This is a genomic window from Phyllobacterium sp. GQ127, assembly GCF_059758635.1.
Map to the genome: position 1 here is coordinate 71,254 of NZ_JCAXDZ010000011.1, position 24,789 is coordinate 96,042.

The window sequence follows — 24,789 nt, forward strand, 5'->3', positions numbered from 1 at the left end:
AACCGGTAAAAAACCAAATTCCGTCGAGCCATTGCACAGAGGCCATGGATCTCATTGAAGAGTCAGAAGCGGTTGCTTTGCAGACTGCAATCAAAGCAAGAAATGCATGCGTCCGCCTGGCACACGTATTTCACACAGATCGAGGAATTTCTGTTAGCCTGTCCTGAACATGCTCCGGCGCTTAACGGCGTGTAGGTCCCGGTCATTTCATTCCTAGTTTCAGCACATCAATCAATTTGATTGCCATGATCGTCAACCCGAACCGCACTTGTACAGGACGCTCAGCCCGATATCTGTGTGACGAACGATCCTGCGGGGAAGCAATAAAAGATCCTCCTGTTGGCGGGCCCTTCCCCGGCGGGTGGTTGTGGCGCTGGTATAGCCCGCGTCGGCGACAATGTTTCTAACGTCACCGGACACGTCCCCGTAAGGATAACAAAACGCATCCACCAAGTGGCCCAGCATGTCTTCAAGCTCGTGGCGAGCATCGGTAATCTGGTGCCATGCAATCGCTGGGGGTACCGCCGTGAGGTGAACATGATCGAGAGTGTGAGCACCAACCTCATGACCAAGCGCCGACCATTCACGCATTTGCATTTTGTTCATACATGCCGAGTGAGGAACACCGATATCCGCGTCCCATTTGTTGAAGCCACCAATTTGGCGGCTGACGAAATAGTTTGTTGCCCTAAAACTGAACTCCTGGAGCACTGGCAGCGCATTTGCATGCACATTGTGGAACCCGTCATCAAAAGTTATTCCAACTACCTTGCCCGACTTTTTTCCCCGTAGATAAGGAAGCAGATCTCGCATCGACAGGCCCTTATAACCCATCCGCTTCAACCATTTCATCTGACAATAAAAGTCTTTGGGATGTACTGTTAAACTGCGGAAGGGACTGCCAAAACCGGCGGGCTCGGCGATCTGATGGTACATCAGGATGGGTATGGGCATGGACAGAGTCTTTATGAGTTGGGGATCACTCAAAAGCATTCGAATGTGAAGAAAACGCAGAGATTACGCCGAGGATTGATGGCAACGGTGCCCGACGTGGTCTGCAAGCAAGCTGGCCATCAAAGAATAGATGATAGCCGATTATGATCAAAGGACCTCAAGTGCTGCGACTTCTGCCACGTTATGAGCTAATCTTTCTTCTTTGAAGCCAGAGTGAAGGCCGAAACCTTCGCTTTTTTTGCGTCTCCCACGAGATTGGAGACAACGACATAGAACACCGGTACGAACAGGATCGCCAGAATAGTTGCTGAAATCATGCCGCCGAAAACGCCCGTGCCGATGGCATGCTGAGTCGAGGCGCTTGCGCCGCGTGCAACCATCAGCGGTACGACTCCGAGCGCGAAAGCAAGCGATGTCATCAGTATTGGCCGCAAACGCAATCTCGATGCCTCGACGACTGATTCCGTGAGACCCTTCCCTTCAGCGCGCAGGTTCTTTGCGAATTCAACGATGAGGATTGCATTCTTTGCCGAAAGGCCGATGATCGTGATCAGACCGACTTTGAAAAACACATCATTCTCGAGCCCGCGTAGATGCACGGCCAGAACAGAGCCAAGAACACCCAGTGGAACAACAAGCATAACAGATAAAGGTATTGACCAACTTTCATAAAGCGCGGCAAGGACAAGAAAGACCACGACAATTGAGAGAGCCAGCAGCATCGGTGCCTGTGAGGCAGATTGCTGTTCCTGTAGGGACTGGCCCGTCCATTCCATGGAAAAGCCCGAGGGAAGCTGGTCGACAAGGCGCTTCATTTCCAACATGGCCTCTCCGCTGGATACGCCAGACGCCGCACCACCGGCAATGCGAATTGACGGAAAGCCATTATACCGGACCAGTTGAAGCGGGCTTGTCTCCCAGATAGGGGTTATCACCTCAGACAGCGAAACCATCCCGCCCGCTGTGTTACGGACATAAAGCTTCACCAGTTGATCGGCGTTCATCCGGCTCGGTGCATCAGCCTGCACGATGACCTGCTGTAGCCTTCCCGCATTAGGAAAGTCATTGACATAAGTTGATCCAATAGCCGAGGTCAGCGTGTCGTTAATAGCGGCGAAGGGTACCCCGAGCGCCTCTGCCTTTTCCCGATCAATCTTGAGTCTAACGCTCGCGCCGCTCGGCAATCCTTCGGGATAAACGCCCGCCACGAGCTTGCTCTTGGCAGCAAGCTGAAGGAGTTTATTTTGGGCGGCGATCAGAGCATCATACCCTTGGTTGGCGCGGTCCTGGAGACTAAGAGTAAAACCGCTCGTCGTACCAAGCGAGTCAATCGCTGGTGGCTTGAGGCTCATCGTCGTTCCTTCAGTTGCCGCCGCCATGGCAGCATTTGCGCTTTCTACTTCGTCGTCAACCGCCACGGTTCGTTCTTTCCAATCCTTCAGACTTGTAAATGCCATTGCAGCGTTCGGACCAGATCCAGAGAAACCGAAGCCGAAGACTGACAGGTTGTTTGCAACGGCGTCACGCGACTTAAGATGATCCTCGAACTTGGCGACGACAGCACGCGTCCGTTCAGCGGTCGCATCAGCAGGCAGGGAAAAACTTGTCATGAAATTACCCTGATCCTCTTCCGGCACGAAAGATGATGGAAGCTGCGTATAGGCATACGCCAAAGCGGCGGCGAGAACGAGGTAGAGAAACATTACCCGTCCACCGCGACGGACCAGCGCTCCAACCCATCCCGCATAGCCCGACGTCAGTCGCTCCAATCCCCGGTTGAACCATCCGAAGAACCCCTTTTTATCGTGATGCCCGGGTGCTATCGGCTTGAGCAGCGTGGCGCAAAGCGCAGGCGTCAGCGTTAATGCAAGGAATGCCGAGAACAAAATGGAGACCGCCATCGACATTGTGAACTGTCGATATATCGCACCGACCGAACCGCTAGCGAATCCCATGGGAATAAACACGGCCGTGAGCACCAAAGTGATGCCGATAACGGCTCCGGTAATCTCGCTCATGGCCTTCCGCGTCGCTTCCTTGGGCGTCAGCCCTTCTGTCGCCATGATGCGTTCGACATTCTCGACGACGACTATAGCATCATCAACAATAATGCCGATCGCCAACACCATGCCGAACATCGTCAGCACATTGATCGAAAAGCCCGCAGCAAACATAACAGCGAGGGTGCCGAGAAGGGCAATCGGCGCTACGATAGCCGGAATCAAGGTGTAACGGATGTTCTGCAGAAATAACAGGATCACCAGAAATACCAGGACCATTGCCTCGATAAGTGCGTGAATTACTTTCTCGATTGAAACCAATACAAACGGTGCGGTGTCAAAAGGAACCGAAAAAGTCATTCCTTCGGGCATGGTCGATGCAAGTTCAGTCATGCGTGCTCTGACCGCCTTGGCTGTCTTTACCGCGTTCGCCCCGCCGGCCAGCTGAACAGCAGCAGCGGTGGCTGACTTGCCATTGTTGCTAATTGAAAAGCTTAACGTTTGAGCGCCGACCTCGACCCGTGCCACATCGCCTAGTACAAGTTTGGAACCATCTGGCTGCGCACGCAGCACAATGGAAGCAAACTCCTCAGAAGTTTGCAGTTGACCGTGAACAGTAAGCGGAATGTTGACTTTCTGCCCTGGTACGGTTGGCTCGGCGCCCAGTCTTCCAGGCGTTATCTGTGCGTTCTGCGCCCGGATAGCATCCGTCACCTGTGTCAGTGATAAGGAGTAGGATACGAGCTTAGCCGGATCTATCCAGACCCTCATAGCCTTTTCGGAACCGAAGGACTGAACGCGACCGACGCCTTCGACACGTTTCAGTTCTTCAATGACATTGCGGGTCATGTAGTCGCCGAGCGCAAGCGCGTCATATCGCCCATCCTTTGAGTCGAGCGTTACGATCATGAGAAAACCTGACTCGGCGGATTCGACGGTGACGCCATCGCGGCGAACGCTCTCCGGCAGTCGGGGCTCGGCCGCTTTGAGACGGTTCTGCACATCGATCTGAGCAAGTTCCGGGTTGGTACCCGGCTTGAAGGTTGCTGCTATCGTAGCGCTGCCAGTCGTGTCTGTTGTCGATTCGTAGTAAAGTAGATTTTTGACACCGGATAATTCCCGTTCAATAACGCTAACAATGCTGTCGTTGATGGTTTGCGGCGTTGCACCTGTATAAGTGGCATAGATGCTCACGCTCGGCGGGGCGATTTCTGGAAAGCGGGACACTGGAAGCTGAGGGATGGCGAGCGCGCCGGCCAACACGATAAAGATTGCAATAACCCAGGCGAAAACAGGTCGATCAATGAAGAAATGTGGCATGACCTATTCCCCCGTTCCTGGTCTTGTTTGTATTGTATTCGGAGTGTATGCGACCGCTTCGACAGCTGCGCCTTCCTGTACCCGGTCCTGACCCTGTACGATAACGGTTTCATCTGCCCTGACACCGCTATCGACGATATAGCGCCCTTCAATCAGATCGCCGAGTTCGACGTTCCGCCGCGTGGCGGTCTTTTTATCATCGACAACGAGGAGTTGCGGGCGTCCCATAGAATTTCTGACAACGGCTTCTTCCGGCACAAGAAGTGCGTCTCGCAGTATCCCACGCGGCAGTCGTGCTCTTACATACATCCCGGGCAGAAGAATCCGGTCGGCGTTGTCAACAACGACCCGTACGGTAATGTTGCCCGTCCCCGGATCGACGCTAATGTCGGAGAACAGCGCCCAGCCCACCATGGGATAGGGCTTGCCACTGGCAGAAAAAATAGCGACAGGCAGTTGCGAGGCCGTTGCCAGTTGGCCGGACTTTACTGCAGCTTGAATAGCGTCCAGATGCGCCGCAGGTTGGCGAACATCCAGGTTGACCTGGTCAATTTGTTGAATGACAGCCAGAGCATTGGTTGCCGACGCCGAGACAAGAGCCCCCTCGCTTACCAGAGCTGATCCGATCCGGCCGCTGATTGGTGCTCTAACCGTTGCAAAGTCAAGATCAAGTTGACGCCGCTGCAAAGTAGCACGCGCTTGAGCAACATCGGCGCGAGCCTGAGCATGATCAGCTATAGCGGTATCATAGGTCTCGATGCTGATCGCTTTGGTGCTAATGAGCTGCTTCGATCGATTAAGTTTGGCCTCGGCACGAACCAAACCCGCTTCTGCGCGCTGGAGAGAAGCTTTCGCACTGTCCACATCTGCCTTGAATGGCTCGGGGTTGATCTGGAAAAGTACTTGTCCAGCTTTGACCTCCGTGCCCTCCTCGAACAAACGCTTTTCGATGATGCCACCAACCTGCGATCTGATCTCGGCAGTTCGCAAAGCTGCCACACGACCGGGTAGCTCTTCCGCAATGGTCACCGTTTCCGGTTTGGTTTGAATGACCGCTACTTTGGCCGGAGGGAGCGGGACCGTATTGGTCTCCACCTGTCGACCGCACGCGGTAAGAGTGAGCGCTGTGAGCGCACAAAACAGAACCTTCGAAATTCGCGGTTTTTGACCCATGGGCTCACTCCATACATAGCCTGCACGTTGGTTGCGCAAGCTCAGCATCCGCTTCTGCCGGCAGCGTCGGTGAACTGTGTAGAATGTATGGAGGTTTGGTGGATGAGACTGGCCAACGCAGCGTTACTACATGTATCGAAGTTTCCGTAGTCGTGATGGAAAAGCGAAAGGCGGCGCGACTATAATGACGTGACGTTCTTTGCTGCCCCTTTTTAAACCCGTCGCCTCATTGAGTCAGACTTGACAGATAATGCCGATCACGCGATGGGGAGCGATTACCCTTCGGGGCGCTGAGCTCTTGTAATGAAGCTGCCTGCTCCTCCATTATATTTGGCCCATATCTCCCTCAAAGGTCCATATTTCTCGCTGAATGTCCCGCCGTGACCGCCACAAGCAAGCAGCGGAAACGTGAGGCCCGACATCCCCAACGCTCCATCCAGCGGTCGGGCCTTTTCAGGCCGTACCCATCAAGGAGCATTAACCCATTTTTATTCCACTTTGGCGGTGTCCTCTAATGGCAGTAGTTTATCAACCCGACGTGCCCAGGTATCATGCGATGCTGGATCATTATGCCTTGTAAAGACTATCCTCTGTCCGACGGCATGACTGCTGTTGCGAGCGTTCCCTGGTAATTTCTTTCGAAAACATATGAAACCATGATCTCAGTCATAATATACTTAATCGGAATTCTAGCTTGGTTGGGGGCATTCTTATTCTCCATTCGAGCGGCATGGTATTTTCACATTTCGTCGGAAGTCTTGACCGCAGCCGACATGGCTGGTCTGTCTGATGGCAGGATTGTCTTAGATGACGTCATATCCGCGATCCAAATTCAGTCGGAGCTGAATTCCAAAGCCTCTTGTACGTTAGCATGGGCAATAGTTTCAGGAGGGATCGGTCTGGTCATACTCTTAACCTGAATTCTGACGGCGATTGCAGCGTTCGAACGCGGCTGACCGCTATCGCGACACCAATAGTTCAGTATGAGGTTTTGCGTCACGACAGTTAAGTCAAACGAATCCTCCACCTATTGTCCACACTGGGTCGATCAAGTCTGTGCGTCTTTGCTTCAGGTTTTCGCTGCTAACGAGCAGCAGGATCGATTTCAATGAATAGCGAGCATAACCGAAAAATCTGTATTGGCGCCGTAACGCGAAGACGGCCGAACATGTTGATTAAATTGCTATCCTCATACGCGGATCTCAAGTTTCCCCGGGGAGCGAGCGTTACGTTCGTGATCGTCGAAAACGATTCTAATAAGACAGTGGATAGTGCAATTATAGAATTTCGTGAGAGCACAACCCATGAAGTCATATATCTTCTGGAGCCCAGTATAGGGATCGCTTCCGCTCGCAACCGAGTGCTCGACTATGCCGTTAGTCAGGACTTTGATATCCTATTGTTTGCCGATGATGATGAATTTGTCGCAGAAAGCTGGTGCATCGAGCTGTTGCGAGAACGTGATCAAGAGGAATTGGATATTGTTGGGTCTCCGGTTCGGTTAGCGCCTCCAGCCTCCGAGGTCATGACGGTGCTACAAAAGACAGTCCTTCGCGGCTTGGAAGACATCAATCTTAATGCCGAAATCCGGTGCAAACGTAAACGAGACACGGGGGCGTCAGAATCGATCAAACTAGCCACTGGAAGCTGGCTGGCAAATGTGAGCTTTTTTCGCCGGACGGGCTTGCGGTTCAACGACCAATTGGGTCTTGCCGGCGGCGAGGACTGGCAGTTGTGGAGCGAAGCAAAGCAACTTGGCGCGCGAACTGGCTGGACACCCTTGGCCGTAGCTTACGAAACAGTTCTCCTTAGCAGATTGTCGCTAAGCTATTATTATCGCAGAAATCGCGATCACGCCCGAACGATGGGTGCCCAACAGAAGAGTGTCTTAAGGACCGGCGGGTCATTATTATCCCGCATATATAAAATTCTACTGTCGGTAATGACGCTGCCCGTTAAAAAGCAACGCGCCTTGCTTACCGCTACGGCGAATATTGGCAGCTTCGTGGGATATTTTCAGGGAGCGGTGGGTATGAAATCATCTCACTACGAGGTGATTGATGGTCATTAACGTGGAAATAGGCGACAAAACTATACACATGGGACGGCTCCGTCGGGCATTCGGTTCCGATCAACACACACGGCCAAACAATGTGTCGCTTATCATCATTCTAAGTCAAACATGAATCTATCTCAATCCGAGATAGATTGCACAGCACTCGGCGAGTGAGATGCGGATTCTACTCGTAGCGGACGATCCAGTCCTCGGCCATATCATTTGCGATCATTTCGCCAAATTCCATCACGCGGTCGATTGGATACGAACACTTGAAGATGCAGCGATATCTGTGCGTGTTGTCAACTATGGAGTCCTGCTACTCGACCAGAGCTTCGCCGATGGCACTGCCATAGCTTTTTTGAAGGAGATGCGATCAAAACGCCACGCCACGCCGGTTATCGTTCTTAGCGCACGTGATCAGACTCTGGATCGGATCGATGGCTTGAATGCGGGAGCGGACGACTGTTTGGCAAAGCCTTTCAATCTCGACGAATTGAACGCTCGCATTCTTGCGGTAACACGCAGACACTGCGGAAATTCGAGTTCGGTCTTCACACTTGGAAGACTACAAATCAATACGGCTGACAGAAGCATCTTATCCGGAAAACACAAAATTGCGTTATCAGGGCGGGAATGGGCAGTGCTGGATAAGTTATTGTTGCGCGCCGGTGCAATTGTTTCAAAAGCGCAGATCGAGGAAGCCCTTTACGCCTTCGGATGGGAGGTTCAAAGCAACACCGTAGAAGTCTATATCAGTCGTTTGCGCAAGAAGCTTGGTCGCCACAACGTCGCGACGGTACGTGGAATCGGTTACACGATCAAACGATGCTTTTAGAAGGTTTGAGCGGGCCCAAAATTTGATGGGGTACTCGCTGCAGTCCGAATTCGTATCATCCATGCGTCACGGCGTATCAATGCAATTATAGCGAGTACAAGCTGCAAGCAGAAAGCGACAGAACAGTGCCCTGAATCCCTGCATTTGCTCATATCTGTCCTCGAAGATAATTGCCGATGCTTGCGCCAATGCCCACTATAACGAGTGTTCTTCCAGAAAGCGCGGACACGGCCGCGGTGTAAGGGCCTGTGTCAGGAATGCAGAGACCAATCCGAAGATTGAAAAATAGCAACGCCGAAACAGACATACGCGACATAGACTGCAGCGGCGTTCGTGGCAGGTGTCTTCTGCGATTGCAGGGCCAGCTCGTTCGGAAGGTCGTATTTCCTTGCACAATGAGTAGCCTCCAGAGAAATATTCAACAATCTCGTTCTGCTACGGACCAACCACCACCATCCCTGGTGGAATAGGAAGCCCATTACCTTTTGCGTGATCATCCTTGTGTTCGAAAAAACATATTGAACGTTTAAAAAATGCGACATAACATTTGTCAGCTTCGTGTGCGGCAAACAACATGGCAACCGATGCGAACGGGGATAATTCAACAAGGTGCTCGGCTACGTGCAAATGTAGGGTTGAGGTTAAGCCTTGACACAAGGGGAAATAAGGATGGAATTACAGCCTTCAGTTGATGCCAAAGTTAAGGCACCGCAACGCGCGCTTTTTATCGAAAATCGCTCTATAGACTATGTTCCATTAAGGGAACGCCACGGGCGGCTGGCTGACCAAGCCACGATCTGGTTTGCGGGAAGTGCGCAGCTGTTGAGTCTCGCAACCGGAGCAATCGGGATTTCGCTTGGTCTGAATCTCGTCTGGACACTGGTCGGACTTTTTGTTGGTACCTTACTCGGGACCATTCCTGTCGCGGCGCACGCGAGCCAAGGACCTCATCTTGGTCTTCCGCAGATGGTTCAGACACGACCTCAATTCGGGCGCTACGGGGCCATCTTTATCTGGTTGGTTGCGGTGATGGTCTATTGGGGCTACGTCGTGCTCAACGTGAACCTGATGGGAGCAACCGCTGAACAACTCGGCATTGGTTCCTTTACCGCATCCGGCTTGCTGCTCGGGCTTTTGTCGATCGTTTTTGCGATTTTTGGGTACAATTGGCTGCATATCGGCCAGCGGTACACTACGATCATTCTCATCGCAGTGCTGGGAGTCTTCGTCTGGGGAACCGTCTATCAGATTGGTTTGCCGCCCGAGCAGATAAGCTTAACCGGCACTTTTCATTTCACGCCGTTCTTGATGGTCGTTTCTGCGTCTCTTGCTTATCAGCTTTCATGGGCGCTCTTTGTTTCGGACTATTCGCGATACATGCCGCCCACGACAAGCCATAGATCGATCATCCTTTATACGGCCATTGGTGCGGGTGCAGGCGTATTTGCGATGGAGGCGGTCGGTGCCGTTGCAGCAGCCCTTTTCCCAAAGGAGGGTTTGACGGTAGCTTTGCAACAATCGGGCGATCTGATCACAGCCGGATTCGGTGCGGTTCTCCTCATTGTCGGCGGTATAGCCCTTCTCATATTCAATGGCATGTGTGTCTACGGCGGCGCGCTCACATTGATCACCGCCATGGATAGTGTGATTCCCACATCGCCGACACGGGAACTGCGTGTGAAGACGATTGCGATAATTGGCATCACGGCAACCATTGTCGGTGTGCTGCTGCCTGGCGATTTCATAAATACGACATTTTACACGATCCTTGCCGTGCTCGCCTATCTGATGGCGCCCTGGACAGCTATCAACCTCGTCGACTATTTCGTGGTTCGAAGAGGAAAATACTCAGTTGCTGAAATTTTTAATCCCGTGGGCATCTACGGCTATTGGAACTGGCGTGGGATGCTGGCTTATTCGCTTTCTTTCATTGCCATGGTTCCGTTCATGTATCTGTCATTCTACCAGGGACCTGCCGCAGTCTACTTTGGAAGCGTTGATTATGCGTTCTTTGTCGGGATTCCTGTTGGCGCAATACTGTACTGGCTATTTTGCTTGAGCATCGATTTGAAAGGCGAATTTGCAACAATAGAATTGGCTGACAGGCATCTCGACGACAAGGCAAAGCCAGTTGCCTAGAACCTCCGGAAGCTCTTGGCGGCAGGCATGTTTTGCTGTGTGCAGGTGGCTAGATCCAGCCACTTGACTTGCCTTTCGACGAAGCGGAGATGGAGATGATGATGAATAGAGGTTCGATGTCAGACACGCATGCAACTTCATTCTCAAAACATTGGCGGGGTGACCGCACACGCGACAATAGCGGTCGTTTTGCCAATATTCGTGAGCCTGTAAGGCTCGGGGCCAAGAAGTTGAAAACCGCCGCCCGCACCAATGCTTCGGACCCCTTCACTTGTCTCGAGTTCGACGGTTCCTTCAAGAACAAACGCAGCGGTCTCACCGTCATGCGCAATTGCTGTTTCTCCAGTGTCCGTTCCAGGAGCGTAATGCTCGATAAACATTTGCAGCTTTTTGTCTCGCCGTTCCCCGCCCAGTACGCGCATATCGACTTCGCCGCGTGAAATCACAGCCAGATCGTCTGCGTCATAGTAAAGGACATTCTGCTTGGAAACGGGCAGAGCGAAAAAGTCCGCCATTGAAATGGGGATCGCGTTCAGGAGTTTATGCAATGAAGCAAGCGAGGGCGCGTGTGTTTCCTGCTCGATCAGGGAGACTGTCGAATTCGTGACCTTTGCGCGCTTCGCAAGTTCGCGCTGAGACAGGCCGGCCTGTTCCCGAACCACTTTTAGTCGTGCCCCGACGGCAAGCTCGTTTGCCTCACTCCGTTGCTGTGCTTTGGTGGCCGTCGCCGCTTCTTCGCTTTTGGAATGGGCCTTGGCGAGTTCACTTGTCTTCACAATATTCTCCGTTTCTGTCGATACACGCGGATTCTATACAGGGTCAAGACATCAAAAAAAAGTTGAGTGTTCGAAAAATCGATCGATGCGGCAATCAGGCTTTCAGTTTTCCCTTTCAGCCAGGCATCCTTTAACGAGTGCAGACCTGGTGTAAAAAAATCCCGATTATCTTACCGAAATAAGGATGGTGGTTCGCATCGCGCTGAAAGCGTGTGGCCACGGTTTGACGTGACATCAACAGTACAGATTTATTGCTTCGACTCGACTGTACTTCGCCAAGGCTCTGCCGTCCTTGCGGGTCGGTAACAGCCGTCGATTTGCCACTTCTGCGAGGTGACAGGATCGTGTGGCGGCCTGAGGGAACGAAGGCCAGAAATAAATGGTGGTGACGGCGATTGATCAGGGTCATCCGAGCGTGTGCCCGGCGCAGTTCTTGGCACAGGTTCGATGCCGGTAAAATGCCTGCCGACCAAGACGGTATGGTTTTTTGATGTTGGAGGACTGGCTCTGTTCCGAAAGTGAAAGAGAACGCCCTGCCTCACACAAATGGCGGGTTTTTTTAAGGCTAATGCTTGCCCGTGCTGGAAAGAAGATTGAGCGTTAGCATTCCCGCTATAATAAAGATGATGCCGACGATCGCATAACTGTCCAACCGTTGCCCGTGCACTAACCATCCAAGTCCGACGATCATGACAGTGCCAACTCCGGACCAGACTGCATAGGCGATGCCGACAGGTATCGTCCTCAATGTAACGGACAGGAAATAGAAAGACAGGGCATAACCTATCGCGACGATGACAGACGGCAAAAAGTTCCTGAAGCCGTCCGCCGACTTAAGTGCGGTCGTTGCTATGACTTCCGCAAAAATTGCGAAGAACAGGGCGAGATATGGTGGCATGGTTGACCTTGGGGTTCTGCGGAGGTCGACCGTGGATTATCGAGTCCGTCTCGAGCAAATCATCTGCATGAGCGGACGTCTGGCCAGTCGTCGTACAAGCGGCCCATCAGATAGGGCGTGTAGTCGTTGCCATCGTTTTCAAGCTCAACCACGTCCTTGACGATGTAGGATGTTTCGCCGCCAAGATGGCCGCCGTCGATGAATCCCTCGATGGGGATCGTCGACACGCCGGGATCCCAGGGCGATTCGGTCAATTTCAATTTCGCACCGGTTATCATTCGCAGCCGTTTGGTTGCTGTCGCGTTCTCAAAAACAACAAGCTGTGGTCTGGTCACATCTGAAGCGTTGACGCCGAAATATCCCCGCAGATCGAAGTAAAATTCCTTTTCATCTTCCGCCAGGGTAGGAAGTTGATCGCCCAGGCTTGCCGTCAGCTCGACGAGGCGGAAATCCTTTCTGGATGCGAAGCCATAAAACTCCTCACCGTCATCAAAGAAGTCTACGGTGCCGAGCTTTTTTGGCATTCCCCAGAACTCACGTCCGGTAACGATGTTAACCTCTTCCGTTTCGAGAACTGTGAGATAGTAGCTTCCTTCAATCGAGCCGTGTTTGGCATTGACGCCGATGATCATCGCCCGATCACGTCCCGCACGGTTCGAGACACCCTCGATCCATTCCATGAAAGACATGAAGCCGATTGTGACGGTGGGTTCATCGGCGGGGGTCAGGCACGGGGGCAGCACACTTCGCACAAAGCTTTCCGAAGTCCGGAATCTCGCATAAGTATACGTGTGGTGGGTTCTGATATGATCGTAGTAGTTGCGGTACCGTGTGATTTGTTCAGACGTCCAAACATAGCCCATGATATATTTCCTTTACGCTCTAGACTTTCGCGACGAGGCGAAATTTTCGGTGATATTGAAAAGAATGTATCCCGCGCATACGAGGCCCAGCATGATGTAGGGAAGCCATTTCATGACGCCTTCGGCTCCAGGCAGGAAGCTGTCAACGAACAAGCAAAGAAAAACGATCATTCCAAGCAGGACGACAGCGATCTGGATTGGCGAGCGTGTGGGCTCCTTGAGTACTTCCTTGACGGCGCCGATGCAAAGAATGATGTACGGACCGACCCAGAACAAGGAGTACAGCGTCGATAGATAGGCCGTGGATTGAAGCGGGGGTGATGAGGCCAGGTACTGAAGGGCGACCGGAATGCCTGCGGCAGGCACCGCCATCAAAACGGTCGCGCCCGTTGGAGAGCCGAACCGTGGATGGATTCTCGAGAATATTTCCGGCAGGAACTTGTTCTGCGCGGCTGTTGCAAAAACGCGGCTGCCGTAGTTGATGAATGCCACGAGGCTTGCAAAGGTTGCGCCGATCAGCAGAAGATCGATCGGTTTCTGAAGGTAGGGCATCCCAGCGACCTGAGTGATGATGGAGGTGGGAGAAATACCCTCGTTCAACTCGGCGGCATGCGCATTCATCAGCGGTGTACAGACGAACAGTATGCCGACATATGTCACCCCGGTTATAAGCAGCACGCTGTTCAAGATAATTGGAACATTTTTCTTGGGATTTTTCGTTTCCGCGGCGAGCGAAGCCAGCGCGTCCACGCCAACGAAATAGGCGAGCCCAACGATTGCACCTCGCATGACGCTATGCCCATCCGCACCAGCCAGCATAAACTGTGAATGCAGGTCAAACCCGGTATTCGCAGCCGCCCCGATAGTGGCAGCAAGCACCAGTGGGAGCGATAGGAATGCGAGCCAGGCAGTCAGCGAAATTGACGCGTCGAGTCCGCGCCAGGCACAAGCACCTGCCAGAACGGCTATCGCGATTGCTGAAAGCGACTGAAACCAAGCGGCGTTGGCGGGTTCGAAGCCAACATTTTGCAAGAAACTGCTGGTGAACATGACTGTACTTCCAGTCACAGCGCCGCAGGCAACAAGAAATCCAACGAGGTATGAAGCGGCGACGAGCCTCTCCAACCGGCGACCGAAAGCCAGGCCGACATATGACATCATTGAACCAGTGACGATGTGACGGCGTGCGAAAATATTGACTGCGGCCATGACGCAGAGTGTGGCGCACATCGCGAGAAGCATCGACAACCAGGCCCCATTCCCGCTTTCCAGCGGCATATATGCGGCGCCTATAAGTGCGGATGGAATGATTTGCTGACCCGACAAGCCGAGCACGACGACGCTGGCGACACCGACTTTTGTCGCGGTGGCTGGAACAACCGTCTCCTGACGAAGTTCCTCAGCCAGTTCGGAAGGATCGCTACTCATTTTTTCCTCTCTTTTGATAGAAACGGCCAGCCGAATGACGACTGACCGTGTGCGGCGGATTACTTTGCCTTGTTGTGCTCGTATGCTTCCTCTTGGCTGTAGGGGAACCACCAGAAGTCCTGTGGCGCCGCGGCCGGATCAATCATTACAAATTTGGACGACTGGAACTGAGCGAGCCCCTCCGGTCCGAGTTGGCGGCCAATACCGGAGAGCTTGCGTCCGCCAAAAGGCAATGCATCGTTGTCGAGAATAGGAGCATTGATCCAAAGAATTCCCGATTCAACCTCGTTGACCGCGCGCATCATCTCACTCATGTCGCGGGAATAGAGGTTTGCACCGAGACCAAATTCCGAGCGGTTCGCCAATTCGAGCGCTTCATCAAAGCTCTTGACCCTGCAGATTGGGGCGGCGGGACCGAACGACTCGCCGTTCATGATCTCGGAATCGGGCGAAACATCAGTCAGAACAGCGGGTTCGATGAACCAACCATGATTAAGGCCTGAAGGGCGACCGCCGCCAGTGGCGAACTTTGCGCCTTCCTGTCGCGCGCGCGAAAGAAGCGCCTCAAAGCGATCCCGTTGACGCAAGGTTGCCATGGGCCCTATGTCGACGTTCTCAAGTCCATTGCCAATGCGCAACTTCTTTGTTTCGGCAACCAGTCGCTCGACGAACTCGTCATGAATGCTGTCATGTACGTAGAATCGTTCGGCGGAAGTGCAGACCTGGCCGCAGTTAAGGTAGGCGGCAAAGGCAGCGGCTCGAACGGCAACCTCCATCGGAGCCGAGGGCATGACGATAAAGGGGTCGTTGCCGGAAGCTTCAATCAGCGCGGGTTTGAAGGTTTCAGCACACACCTTCATGATTTCCTGTGCAATCGGAACCGAACCGGTATAGGCGATGCAGTGCGACTTCTTGCTTTTCACCAGGTGTTGCGCAACGCGCGGACCACCGGTTACCACCTGGACCAGACCCTTTGGCAGGTCGGTAAAGACCTCCATGAATTTGAGCGTCGTGATGCTGGTCTGCTCGTGTGGTTTGATGATTACCGAGTTTCCTGCGGCAAGAGCGGCTGCAAGTTCCCAGCAAAGGAGAACCAGGGGGAAATTGAAAGGGAGAATGATGACGACTGTGCCAAGCGGTTCCTTGATCGAGAAATGAAACTGCCCAGGAACGGTGGCTCCTGCAATCCGACCCACGTCGTTTCGGCCAAGTTCCGCATAATAGTCGATTGCCGTAGCACACCACGATGTTTCGTCGACTGATTCCTTGAAAGGTTTGCCGACCTCGCGTGTCATGAAGTAGCCGTAGATCGTCTTCTCACGGCGGATTCGGGCAGCAACCTCGTGAAGCATCGTGGAACGGGTACGCGGATCAATCGAGAGCCAACGCTTGCGAGCAATGTTCGCTATGTCGAGAATATTCTCAACTTCATTTTCTGTCGCGTTCGCAATCTCGGCGATTTGATCTTCGGTCGCCGGATCGATAACTGCAATTCGTTCCGAGGACTGACTCTTGAGATAGGCTCCGTCGATGTAAAGCGTCCCGGAAAGACGGTCAAAATCTTGGTGAAGTGACATGTATGCTCCTTTCGAAATCCAGCTTCCTGGATCATGCTTTGGCTTTCGTCAGCTCCCCTTGGGGAGGTGTGTGACTACGCGATCGCGTTGTGAATGTTAGTGATTGAAAACTTGGCATCTTTAGCAGCCAAAACAGCAATGACGTTCAGAAGAATCAAAGACACGGCCGCGGCGATAAAGCCAACAGTGTACAACGATGTGGCGTCCTTCACGTGACCGAGAACGAGCGGGTAAAGGACCCCGCCGACAGTGAAACCAACTCCCATGATGAAACCATTGGCAGTTGCCGCAAGCGCCACACCGACCGAGTCCGCAGCGAGGCAATACGCCAATGGAAGGCCGCCGTAAGCAAACAAACCAGAAATCGGAAGCATCGTCGCGAGCAGCCAATACTGCTGCGACCAGAGTGAGAAAGCGGCGCCGACAAAAGAGGCGGTCATTCCAATGCCCGAGATCAGGATCAGCGGCTTTCGACGACCGACCCGGTCAGAGATCAGTCCAAAACCGACTGCGCAGATCATACCCACCAGCGGATAAAGCGAACCGACGACGCCGGCTGCCTGCTCGGTCCAGCCGTCCTCTTCCATGAGGATCATCGGTACCCAATAAATGGCGATGGAGTAGGTGCCCCAAACACCTGTCAAAAACAACGCAGCAATGATAACGTTTCGATTGCTGACTACGCCCACATAATTGATCATTGTCTCTGCAAAAGACGCAGCCCGCGTGGCCTTTGGCTGCCGGTAAGCGGGAGGCTCTTTCAGCATTACAAAAGCGACGACAGTTGCGAATACGAGGATGCCCGCTCCAATCAATGATCCGTTGCGCCAGCCGTAATCTTGGAGGATGATCGCATACCCGTAAAGCGCTGCTACTGTTCCTATGCCGTCGGTGGCCAACATTGCTCCCATGAAAATGCCGAGCCGGTTGGAACTTTCGGCCCAGCGCATGGCGAGCGTGTAGGGGCCGAGGAACAGGAGGGGGATACCCGCGCCCTGAAGAAGACGGGCAAGAAGCATCGTCTCATATGTCGGCGCGTAGGCAAATGCGATCTGGCCAAGCACGTTGACTGCGAGACCAAGCACGGTGACGTTTTTTGCTCCCCATCGGTCAACCAGCAGACCTGCAAAGGCCACCACTATCCCTCCCGCCAAGGCTGAGGCGGAAGCCAGAGTTCCAACCATAGTATACGTCATGCCAAGATCCTGCATCATCGCGGGGATTTGGGTGGCGTAGCCAACGTAAGGGATGAAAATCGCCAAAGTCACTGAGAAGCAGAGGGCAAGCGCCCGCCACTGATCTGTTCCGGTCTCAAGTCTGAAATTTGTCATGTGCGGATACTCCTCCACGAGACCATGCGGCAATGCTGGGGCGCCATCATGCCGCCGGTTGGCATACCAGCTCGCTTGCGGCTACCCAGGGGACAGCCGCTCGCTGATCAATTCAGTAGCTCCCAAGCCTTGCTCTACTTGAATCGTGCAGCCTTTGGGAAAAGACGGAAATCGTCGTACTTTTGACCGTAGATGAACGGCTTATAAGCATCTGGATCTTCCAGATCGTGCACAAACGGAACGGTCCAGCAGGAGACGCCTTCCGCATAATATGCCTTACCGACCGAAACGACCGGGATCGTATCGAGCGGGTCAAACGGACTGCCGGCAAGCTTCAGTGTGGCTGTACCTTCGCGCGTGATCCTGTAGTTTTCTTCAATTTGCAGGCAAACGAGGTTCACTCCGTTCTGGAAGCCGCGCCCAGAGGGATGTGGCTGCGCTTTGAGCTCGAAGTCAAACAAACTATCAGATTTGACAGGCCCCAGATCCGGCCCGAATTCTGCGTTAATCTCAATGAGGCGAACACCGTTTCGCTCCGAATAGCCATAGGCCTGTTGACCATCGAAATAAAGCTGGGCAGTGCCCAGCTTCTTGCCCTCTCCCCAGAGCTCCCGGCCGATGGTCACTGGCGAGTCGCCGCTGACGAAAAGCGTCAGCATCGTGGTGCCTTCTCGTTCTTTATACTTGCACTTCAGGTAAATGATTCCGCAGTCGAATTCTCCGCAAAGGGCGCTCTGCCAGCGCGAAACGTTGGCGTAGGCGATTGGCTCGTCGGCAGGTTCGAAGCAGGGCGCCAACACCGAGCGGATGAATTCCTTTGTCGTGGTGAATTCCACAGTGACGGATTCGGTGGTAAATTGGCCCCGAGCCATCAGGTCTTCGATTTCTTTGACTTGCTCGGGCGTTTTCACGAAGCTCATTTCATTTTCTCCTCTCAAATCCTTCTAAGCCGCTGAGAGAAGCCATAGCTTCGCCCTAGGTCGCATCACGGAGTCCGCGTGCACTCGGCAATCCCAATCACTCCTGTAGCGCGGCGTCAGCCATTTCCCGTGTTGTTGTCTTGGGCAGCACGCAGCTTCACGACGCTATGTTAAATTTTTCGAACATTCAACATGTTTTTTTCAACGCGCCATTTACCTTTTCTGGGTATTCGTGTGCGATGCCATGCGGGCAGACGCGCAGGAGCAGTAGCGGTAATTCGCTGCAATTTGCCCAAACCGGAGGCAAGCTCATTGACAATGCTGATAAACCTTATATAGTTTCTGTAAGGTTATGCCCGAATTTAAGTCGCCTGTTTAAAGACCGGACACCATTATGACAGAAATCATTCTGGACAAATCGCTCTACCGTTTCCACGAACGAGAACCCTCCTATTGGGAGGCTACGGTCACGCGATCCACAGAGCGAAAATTGCAGTCTGCGGTTAACACCGAGGTTGCGATTATCGGAGGCGGTTTCACCGGCTCGTCCGCAGCCCTCCATTTAGCCAGAGATCATGGGATCGGAGCCGTTGTATTGGACGCCGGTTTGATCGGATGGGGCGCTTCCGGAAGAAATGGCGGGTTTGTCAATATTCCCGCCAGCAAGCTCAGCGTCAAACAACTGGTCCACCGGTTCGGACTTGAGGAGACAAAGCGATTCTTCGTAGCCTCGGTCGAAGCGTCAAAATTGCCGAAGGCGCTGGCGGAGCAGGAAGGCTTCGATATCAAGGCCCAAGGTAGAGGCTGGTACACAGTCGCTCATCACCCAAATCGCATGACGAAATTGCGCGAGTATGCGGATAGTCTACGGAATCATTTCCAGGTTCCGTGCCGAATTCTCGATGCGGACAGGTTTCGGACCGAGGTCCATGATGGTACTGAGGTATTTGGTGGACTTCACATGGATGTCGGGCACGCCCTCCATCCGCTATCTTACTGCCTGGGTATTGCAAATGCGGCCGAGCGACACGGCGCAGAACTTTACTCTTTGAGTCCTGTTCTGACTTGGCATCGCGAAGGATCAAGACACCGTTTGGTCACGCCTGGCGGAACCGTCCTCGCTAATCGCATTATCATCGCAACGAACGGATATACCAGTGATCGCCTTCATCCCGCGACCGCGGGGCGTATACTGCCAGCGATATCGAACATTCTGGTTACGCGTCCGCTCACACAGGAAGAGCTTGCACAGCAGAATTGGCTTTCAGAGTCGCCAATCATCAACACGCGAACGTTGGTTTATTACTACAGATTGCTCCCGGATCGCCGCATCCTGTTTGGTGCCCGCGGCGATGTTTCCGGTAGGGTTCAATCAATTGAGAAGACACGCCAGCGGATGTCTTCCGAGTTCGCACGCATTTTTCCCTCACTAAGAGGTGTATCATTCGACTACTTCTGGAGGGGCGTGGTTGCGTTGTCGCAAAAACTCACACCTTCCATCGGACAGCTCGAAGAAGATCCTACCATTTATTATGCGCTGGGTTACCAAGCAAATGGTGTTGCGACCGCACCCTATGCGGGCAAGCTGATCGCAAAGGCAATCGGTGAAAGCCAGCGTCTCAACATGCCTTTGCCCATGACTGGGCTACCAGCCCGGTTCCTGATCCCGAGCGCACGTCCGGCTGCGCTCGCCGCTGCATATACTTGGTATCGGTTCGCCGACTGGCTTCAGGATCGCAAGCTCTGATGGCCGACGTCATCTGATCTTTGCAATCGTCTCGACTATTGGAGGCAACATGCCTGTTCAAGCGAAATCGTGGGCTGCTTTTGGATCATAGAAATCAATTGTTCTCGCATTGGGGGCGTTCACCATCTGCCTGGAGTAATGGCCTCGCGCAAAGTCGCCGACTACGGCCTGGTCGGTGATCTCTTCGATATCCTTCCGGAGCTCGAAGCAGTACTCTAAGCGCTTACACAAATGAATCGAAGCGGCGACGCGAGCCGTGGTGCTCGCGCTCTACCCCCTCATGTCATGGAGCAGCACTTGACCATCAGTAAGATTGTCCTGACCGTTTCCTGTAAATCAAAGCGCGGCATTGTCGCTGCTTTATCTGGTTATCTTGCCGACATGGGTTGCAACATTGTCGATAGCTCGCAATTCGATGATCTCGAAACAGGCAAGTTTTTCATGCGCGTTAGTTTCGTTCCACAGACAGATGTAACCGGAGCAGAGGTCGCGGATCACTTTTCTGACGTAGCAAAGACGCTTGGAATGGATTACGAATTTCATCAGGGCGACAAGCGTATGAAGGTCCTGCTGATGGTTTCGCGTTTTGGCCATTGCCTGAATGATCTGCTGTACCGCTGGCGCATCGGCGCGCTACCGATCGATATTGTTGGCGTCGTTTCCAATCATTTCGATTACCAGAAAGTGGTTGTCAATCACGACATCGCGTTCCACCACATCCCCGTGACCACGGAGAACAAGCCGCTTGCCGAAGCCAAAATCATGGATCTAGTAGAAAGCACAGGCACCGAGCTGATTGTACTTGCGCGCTATATGCAGATATTGTCGGACCGCATGTGCGCGCAAATGTCCGGAAGGATCATCAACATCCATCACTCCTTCCTGCCAAGCTTTAAGGGCGCCAACCCTTATAAGCAGGCCTATGAGCGTGGTGTGAAGCTCATTGGTGCGACTGCGCATTACGTAACGTCTGATCTGGACGAAGGACCGATCATCGATCAGGATACGGTGCGCATTACCCACGCGCAATCCCCCGAGGATTACGTCTCACTTGGTCGAGATGTCGAGGCGCAAGTATTGGCACGTGCTATACATGCTCACATCCATCATCGAACTTTTATCAATGGCAACCGGACAGTCGTATTCCCGGCTAGTCCTGGATCTTATGCTTCCGAGAGAATGGGCTGAGCTATGGCAGAGGTCATCGACGGAAGGCAGATTGCGGCATCAATTATCGAGACTGTCAAGGTGGCGGCCCGCCGGCTGGTAGAGACGACAGGCGTCAAACCCGGCCTGGCAGTTGTAATCGTTGGTGATTATCCGGCAAGTCATACCTATATTGGCGCCAAGAGCCGCATAGCCAAGGACTGCGGTTTCAATTCAATCCAGCACACATTGCCGGCAGAGACGACGCAGGAGCAGCTTGCGAATTTGGTCGCGAGCTTGAACACTGATCGGAGTATCCATGGCATTCTCGTGCAACTTCCACTGCCCAATCATTTGGACAGCAAAATGACTATTCAGTCTATTATGCCCGGCAAGGATGTTGATGGCTTGAACATCATGAACGGTGGCAAGCTTGCGACGGGTGACATCAAAAGCGGTCTCGTTTCGTGCACTCCAGCAGGCGCAATGATCTTCGTGCGCCGTTTGCACGGCAAGGATCTTTCAGGCCTCAATGCTGTGGTAATCGGCCGATCAAACCTGTTCGGCAAACCAATGGCTCAACTTCTTCTGAACGCCAACGCCACCGTTACGTGGCCCATTCGCGGTCGAAAGATCTGCCGGACATCTGCAGCAGAGCTGATATTCTCATTGCGGCTGTCGGCCGGCCGCAGATGGTCAAGGCAGAATGGGGTCAAGTGGGGGGCGACTGTCATTGATGTCGGCATCAACCGCATTGACGCACCCGAGAGGGAGAGGGTAAAACTCGATTGGTCGGCGATGTCGCCTTCTTAGAGGTTGTTGATGTCGCTGCTGCCGTCACTCCGGTTCCAGGCGGAGTCGGTCCCATGACGATCGCTATGCTCATGGCGAATACAATAATTGCGTCCCATCGTGCATCCGGCGTGACGCCTCCACAGTGCTAACAAAAGGGTTGGGGTCCCGATTTGATCGAGCTGCCGAACGCAAGCAAGAATATTTGCCGTTGGGATCATTGGCGCCGGCGTGGACATTTAGTTCGTCCGGCTTCCCAACTTCGCCATGCCGTCCGGCGTGGCGACTGCAATACGAGGATCGAAAACAGCGGCGAGCCGAGTTCGAACCTGGCCTGCAGCATGAAGATGACCGGCAACTACATGCTAACCGGCGAAAGGCGCGTCCCCCAACATGCCGTAGAGGCCAAAGCCCGCTGATTGCATTATAAAGTGTTGCGCTTACGAGAATTTTTGCCTAGCAAGCTTCAGAAACGACGTTCAGGGATGCGATGGGGAAGCTCTACAAAGTATCTGAGGTCTCTTGCGCTACGGGCGTGCCATCGGCGACTTTGCGGCTTTGGGAACAACACGGCTTGATCGTGCCATCCCGAACCCCAAGCGGTTATCGCATGTACAGCGAGAATGATTTCGCTCGCGTCCATCAGATCGTTCGACTTCGGTCAGTTCAAGGGCTCAATCTGGCCGCAATCAAATCCTCGCTCGAGGATACCAAGCCTGATTCGCAAGAATCGTTGAAAGAAGATCTGCCATCATCAAGGCTGGGCTTCGAAATTCGTCGTTTGCGCAAAGAAAAGAAACTGACTATCGCCGCGCTCGCCGCTCGATTGAATGTGTCACCATCAGTTATCAGCACGTTGGAACGTACATCTCGTGGCGCAGGTGTGCATCTCTTACGGGCGGTAGCCGAAGCATTGGGCGTAACGATCACTCAACTGACTGCAAACCCGGACGAGATCGTAGAAGCGGTCGTTCGCAAGGGAAGTGGGCGACAATTGCCCTCACTCGGAAAGGGCATCCGGATTCGAGAACTGGCGTCGGGCCCGCGAATGATGGACTGCCAAGAATGGACGCTGGCAGCAGGCGCTGGAAGCGAAGGCTTTTATCGACATGAGGGGGAGGAGTTCATACAAATATTGGAAGGTAGCTTCGAACTCGAAGTTGAAGGCATGGGACTTACCACGCTTAACGAGGGCGATGCCATATATTTCGAGAGTCATCGTGCACATTCGTGGCGCAATGCTGGACATGAGCCCTGCCGGCTTTTGTGGATCAACACGCCACCAACATTTTAACACGCGGGGTGTAGAGGGCGGTAGATCCGCCCTTCGTTGGGAATCAGACGCTCAAGCACAGATACTTGACTTCGATATAGTCCTCGATGCCATATTTCGAGCCTTCGCGTCCCTGGCCGGATTGTTTGATGCCGCCAAACGGAGCCACTTCGGTCGAAATCAAACCGGTATTCACCCCTACCATGCCGTATTCCAGCGCTTCCGCTACCCTGAATACTTTCGATAGGTCACGAGAATAAAAATATGAGGCTAGGCCGAATTCTGTATTGTTGGCCATTGCAACCACTTCGTCTTCAGTATCGAATTTGAACAATGGCGCTACGGGTCCGAATGTTTCCTCACGGGCAATTTTCATCTCGGATGTGACGCCCGTCAGAACAGTTGGTTCGAAGAAGAGACCCCCTCTTGCAGCCTGCTTGCCGCCAAGTTTGATTTTTGCACCCTTGGATACCGCGTCGGCGATATGCTCCTCTACCTTCTCCAAGGCTTTTCCGGAGATAAGAGGGCCGGCGTGGACGCCAGATTCGAAGCCGTCTCCGATCTTCATCTCCGCTACCTTGGCGGTCAACTTTTCGGTAAAGGCATCATAGACGCTTGCCTGAACGTAGAGGCGATTGGCGCACACACAAGTCTGGCCATTGTTGCGGTACTTGGAGACCATGGCACCCTCGACCGCTGCATCAAGATCGGCGTCGTCGAACACGATAAAGGGGGCATTGCCACCAAGCTCGAGGCCAAGCTTCAGGATCTGATCGGCGCCCTGACGCATAAGTATTTTCCCGACATTGGTCGAGCCGGTAAACGTCAGCTTGCGCACCTTATCATTGGCGCACATTTCCTGGCCGACAATAGCGGAATCCGTAGATAGAATGACGTTGAATAACCCGTCGGGCAGACCGGCCCGTTGTGCAAGAATGGCGAGGGCAAGTGCGGATAATGGCGTTTCTGCTGCCGGCTTAGAAACCATTGCACAGCCTGCTCCGAGTGCCGGCGCGAGTTTGCGGGCCAACATTGCGTTGGGGAAATTCCAGGGCGTGATGGCGGCCACCACCCCTACCGGCTGCTTGAGCACGATAATACGCTTGTCCGGTTGGTGACCGGGGATAGTGTCGCCATAGACGCGTTTTGCCTCTTCCCCAAACCATTCTACATACGACGCACCATAGAGGATTTCTCCACGTGCCTCAGTGAAAGGTTTCCCCATTTCGGTTGTCAAGATGGTGGCTAGATCATCGGCATTCGACACCATCAGATCAAAAAGCTTGCGCAGAACCCCAGCGCGCTCCTTGCCGGTCTTTGCAGCCCAGGTTTTTTGTGCGCGGAAGGCAGAATCGATCGCGCGCGTGGTTTCAGCCCGGCTCATGTCGGGCAAAGTGGCGACCAGTTCACCTGTTGCCGGGTTCATTACCTCGAATGTTCTGCCGCTATCGCTGGCGGAAATCCAAACGCCGCCGATCGGGGCCTTGTCGATTGCAAGGCTTGGATCCTTCAATTTTGAAATTAGATTATCGGAAACAGTCATGTTTCAGTCTCCTTA

Annotated in this window: 19 protein-coding genes; 8 read left to right on the forward strand and 11 right to left on the reverse strand. The window is 53.3% G+C overall.

Going from position 1 to position 24,789, the window contains the following annotated elements; translation table 11 throughout:
• Nucleotides 1-252: 252 nt before the first annotated feature.
• From AC6CHM_RS24000 to AC6CHM_RS24010, 3 genes are all read right to left on the reverse strand, one after another.
• A complete protein-coding gene (locus tag AC6CHM_RS24000) occupies nucleotides 253-954 on the reverse strand; it encodes a polysaccharide deacetylase family protein (RefSeq protein WP_498175641.1) in 702 nt (233 codons plus the stop codon).
• A 188-nt stretch (nucleotides 955-1,142) separates the two neighbouring features.
• Nucleotides 1,143-4,274 (reverse strand): multidrug efflux RND transporter permease subunit, encoded by a 3,132-nt coding sequence (locus AC6CHM_RS24005; protein WP_498175643.1) that lies wholly within the window; start codon nucleotides 4,272-4,274, stop codon nucleotides 1,143-1,145.
• 3 nt (nucleotides 4,275-4,277) lie between these two features.
• Nucleotides 4,278-5,447 (reverse strand): efflux RND transporter periplasmic adaptor subunit, encoded by a 1,170-nt coding sequence (locus AC6CHM_RS24010; protein ID WP_498175645.1) that lies wholly within the window; start codon nucleotides 5,445-5,447, stop codon nucleotides 4,278-4,280.
• Nucleotides 5,448-6,555: 1,108 nt separating this feature from the next.
• Between AC6CHM_RS24010 and AC6CHM_RS24015 the strand changes: the two genes are divergently transcribed.
• The 3 genes from AC6CHM_RS24015 (at nucleotide 6,556) to AC6CHM_RS24025 (ending at nucleotide 10,480) form a co-directional block, all read left to right on the forward strand.
• Nucleotides 6,556-7,518, forward strand: a complete 963-nt coding sequence (locus tag AC6CHM_RS24015) for a glycosyltransferase family 2 protein (protein WP_498175647.1) — start codon at nucleotides 6,556-6,558, stop codon at nucleotides 7,516-7,518.
• Between the two features lie 160 nt (nucleotides 7,519-7,678).
• Nucleotides 7,679-8,341: a winged helix-turn-helix domain-containing protein gene (locus AC6CHM_RS24020; protein WP_498175649.1), complete on the forward strand. Its 663-nt coding sequence runs from the start codon at nucleotides 7,679-7,681 to the stop codon at nucleotides 8,339-8,341.
• Nucleotides 8,342-9,010: 669 nt separating this feature from the next.
• Complete coding sequence (locus AC6CHM_RS24025; RefSeq protein ID WP_498175651.1) at nucleotides 9,011-10,480, forward strand: purine-cytosine permease family protein; 1,470 nt, start codon at nucleotides 9,011-9,013, stop codon at nucleotides 10,478-10,480.
• Between the two features lie 143 nt (nucleotides 10,481-10,623).
• Here the strand turns inward: AC6CHM_RS24025 and AC6CHM_RS24030 are convergent, their stop codons facing one another.
• From AC6CHM_RS24030 to AC6CHM_RS24060, 7 genes are all read right to left on the reverse strand, one after another.
• Complete coding sequence (locus tag AC6CHM_RS24030; RefSeq protein WP_498175653.1) at nucleotides 10,624-11,256, reverse strand: helix-turn-helix domain-containing protein; 633 nt, start codon at nucleotides 11,254-11,256, stop codon at nucleotides 10,624-10,626.
• 565 nt (nucleotides 11,257-11,821) lie between these two features.
• Nucleotides 11,822-12,154, reverse strand: coding sequence for a DMT family transporter (locus AC6CHM_RS24035; RefSeq protein ID WP_498175655.1), 333 nt, complete (start codon nucleotides 12,152-12,154; stop codon nucleotides 11,822-11,824).
• Nucleotides 12,155-12,213: 59 nt separating this feature from the next.
• Entirely contained in the window at nucleotides 12,214-13,017 is an 804-nt protein-coding gene (locus tag AC6CHM_RS24040) for an acetoacetate decarboxylase family protein (protein ID WP_498175657.1), read from the reverse strand.
• 12 nt (nucleotides 13,018-13,029) lie between these two features.
• Nucleotides 13,030-14,445, reverse strand: coding sequence for an APC family permease (locus AC6CHM_RS24045; RefSeq protein ID WP_498175659.1), 1,416 nt, complete (start codon nucleotides 14,443-14,445; stop codon nucleotides 13,030-13,032).
• Nucleotides 14,446-14,504: 59 nt separating this feature from the next.
• Nucleotides 14,505-16,022 carry an aldehyde dehydrogenase family protein gene (locus tag AC6CHM_RS24050; RefSeq protein WP_498175661.1) on the reverse strand — a complete coding sequence of 506 codons (1,518 nt, stop codon included), beginning with the start codon at nucleotides 16,020-16,022 and terminating at the stop codon, nucleotides 14,505-14,507.
• A gap of 74 nt (nucleotides 16,023-16,096) precedes the next feature.
• Nucleotides 16,097-17,353, reverse strand: coding sequence for an MFS transporter (locus AC6CHM_RS24055; RefSeq protein ID WP_498175663.1), 1,257 nt, complete (start codon nucleotides 17,351-17,353; stop codon nucleotides 16,097-16,099).
• A 134-nt stretch (nucleotides 17,354-17,487) separates the two neighbouring features.
• Nucleotides 17,488-18,273 carry an acetoacetate decarboxylase family protein gene (locus AC6CHM_RS24060; protein ID WP_498175665.1) on the reverse strand — a complete coding sequence of 262 codons (786 nt, stop codon included), beginning with the start codon at nucleotides 18,271-18,273 and terminating at the stop codon, nucleotides 17,488-17,490.
• Nucleotides 18,274-18,667: 394 nt separating this feature from the next.
• On the opposite strand from AC6CHM_RS24060, the gene AC6CHM_RS24065 reads away from it, so the two are divergent.
• The 5 genes from AC6CHM_RS24065 (at nucleotide 18,668) to AC6CHM_RS24085 (ending at nucleotide 23,252) form a co-directional block, all read left to right on the forward strand.
• Nucleotides 18,668-20,020: an NAD(P)/FAD-dependent oxidoreductase gene (locus AC6CHM_RS24065; protein WP_498175667.1), complete on the forward strand. Its 1,353-nt coding sequence runs from the start codon at nucleotides 18,668-18,670 to the stop codon at nucleotides 20,018-20,020.
• Between the two features lie 303 nt (nucleotides 20,021-20,323).
• Nucleotides 20,324-21,208 carry a formyltetrahydrofolate deformylase gene (gene purU / locus AC6CHM_RS24070; protein WP_498175689.1) on the forward strand — a complete coding sequence of 295 codons (885 nt, stop codon included), beginning with the start codon at nucleotides 20,324-20,326 and terminating at the stop codon, nucleotides 21,206-21,208.
• A gap of 3 nt (nucleotides 21,209-21,211) precedes the next feature.
• Nucleotides 21,212-21,979 carry a tetrahydrofolate dehydrogenase/cyclohydrolase catalytic domain-containing protein gene (locus tag AC6CHM_RS24075; RefSeq protein ID WP_498175669.1) on the forward strand — a complete coding sequence of 256 codons (768 nt, stop codon included), beginning with the start codon at nucleotides 21,212-21,214 and terminating at the stop codon, nucleotides 21,977-21,979.
• Nucleotides 21,955-22,110: a hypothetical protein gene (locus AC6CHM_RS24080; protein ID WP_498175671.1), complete on the forward strand. Its 156-nt coding sequence runs from the start codon at nucleotides 21,955-21,957 to the stop codon at nucleotides 22,108-22,110. Before AC6CHM_RS24075 ends, AC6CHM_RS24080 begins: the two co-directional genes overlap by 25 nt.
• A gap of 338 nt (nucleotides 22,111-22,448) precedes the next feature.
• Nucleotides 22,449-23,252 carry a MerR family transcriptional regulator gene (locus AC6CHM_RS24085; protein ID WP_498175673.1) on the forward strand — a complete coding sequence of 268 codons (804 nt, stop codon included), beginning with the start codon at nucleotides 22,449-22,451 and terminating at the stop codon, nucleotides 23,250-23,252.
• A 43-nt stretch (nucleotides 23,253-23,295) separates the two neighbouring features.
• On the opposite strand, the gene AC6CHM_RS24090 is transcribed toward AC6CHM_RS24085, so the two are convergent.
• Nucleotides 23,296-24,774: an NAD-dependent succinate-semialdehyde dehydrogenase gene (locus AC6CHM_RS24090; RefSeq protein WP_498175675.1), complete on the reverse strand. Its 1,479-nt coding sequence runs from the start codon at nucleotides 24,772-24,774 to the stop codon at nucleotides 23,296-23,298.
• Nucleotides 24,775-24,789 lie beyond the last annotated feature (15 nt).

Bases quoted from the DNA above. Each gene is read 5' to 3' on its own strand.
- AC6CHM_RS24015 (WP_498175647.1), top strand. From the start codon at position 6,556: ATGAATAGCGAGCATAACCGAAAAATCTGTATTGGCGCCGTAACGCGA.
- AC6CHM_RS24005 (WP_498175643.1), bottom strand. From the start codon at position 4,274: ATGCCACATTTCTTCATTGATCGACCTGTTTTCGCCTGGGTTATTGCA.
- AC6CHM_RS24010 (WP_498175645.1), bottom strand. From the start codon at position 5,447: ATGGGTCAAAAACCGCGAATTTCGAAGGTTCTGTTTTGTGCGCTCACA.
- AC6CHM_RS24020 (WP_498175649.1), top strand. From the start codon at position 7,679: ATGCGGATTCTACTCGTAGCGGACGATCCAGTCCTCGGCCATATCATT.
- AC6CHM_RS24060 (WP_498175665.1), bottom strand. From the start codon at position 18,273: ATGAGCTTCGTGAAAACGCCCGAGCAAGTCAAAGAAATCGAAGACCTG.
- AC6CHM_RS24050 (WP_498175661.1), bottom strand. From the start codon at position 16,022: ATGTCACTTCACCAAGATTTTGACCGTCTTTCCGGGACGCTTTACATC.
- AC6CHM_RS24045 (WP_498175659.1), bottom strand. From the start codon at position 14,445: ATGAGTAGCGATCCTTCCGAACTGGCTGAGGAACTTCGTCAGGAGACG.
- AC6CHM_RS24000 (WP_498175641.1), bottom strand. From the start codon at position 954: ATGCCCATACCCATCCTGATGTACCATCAGATCGCCGAGCCCGCCGGT.
- AC6CHM_RS24035 (WP_498175655.1), bottom strand. From the start codon at position 12,154: ATGCCACCATATCTCGCCCTGTTCTTCGCAATTTTTGCGGAAGTCATA.
- AC6CHM_RS24085 (WP_498175673.1), top strand. From the start codon at position 22,449: ATGGGGAAGCTCTACAAAGTATCTGAGGTCTCTTGCGCTACGGGCGTG.
- AC6CHM_RS24075 (WP_498175669.1), top strand. From the start codon at position 21,212: ATGGCAGAGGTCATCGACGGAAGGCAGATTGCGGCATCAATTATCGAG.
- AC6CHM_RS24040 (WP_498175657.1), bottom strand. From the start codon at position 13,017: ATGGGCTATGTTTGGACGTCTGAACAAATCACACGGTACCGCAACTAC.
- AC6CHM_RS24065 (WP_498175667.1), top strand. From the start codon at position 18,668: ATGACAGAAATCATTCTGGACAAATCGCTCTACCGTTTCCACGAACGA.
- AC6CHM_RS24025 (WP_498175651.1), top strand. From the start codon at position 9,011: ATGGAATTACAGCCTTCAGTTGATGCCAAAGTTAAGGCACCGCAACGC.
- AC6CHM_RS24055 (WP_498175663.1), bottom strand. From the start codon at position 17,353: ATGACAAATTTCAGACTTGAGACCGGAACAGATCAGTGGCGGGCGCTT.
- AC6CHM_RS24090 (WP_498175675.1), bottom strand. From the start codon at position 24,774: ATGACTGTTTCCGATAATCTAATTTCAAAATTGAAGGATCCAAGCCTT.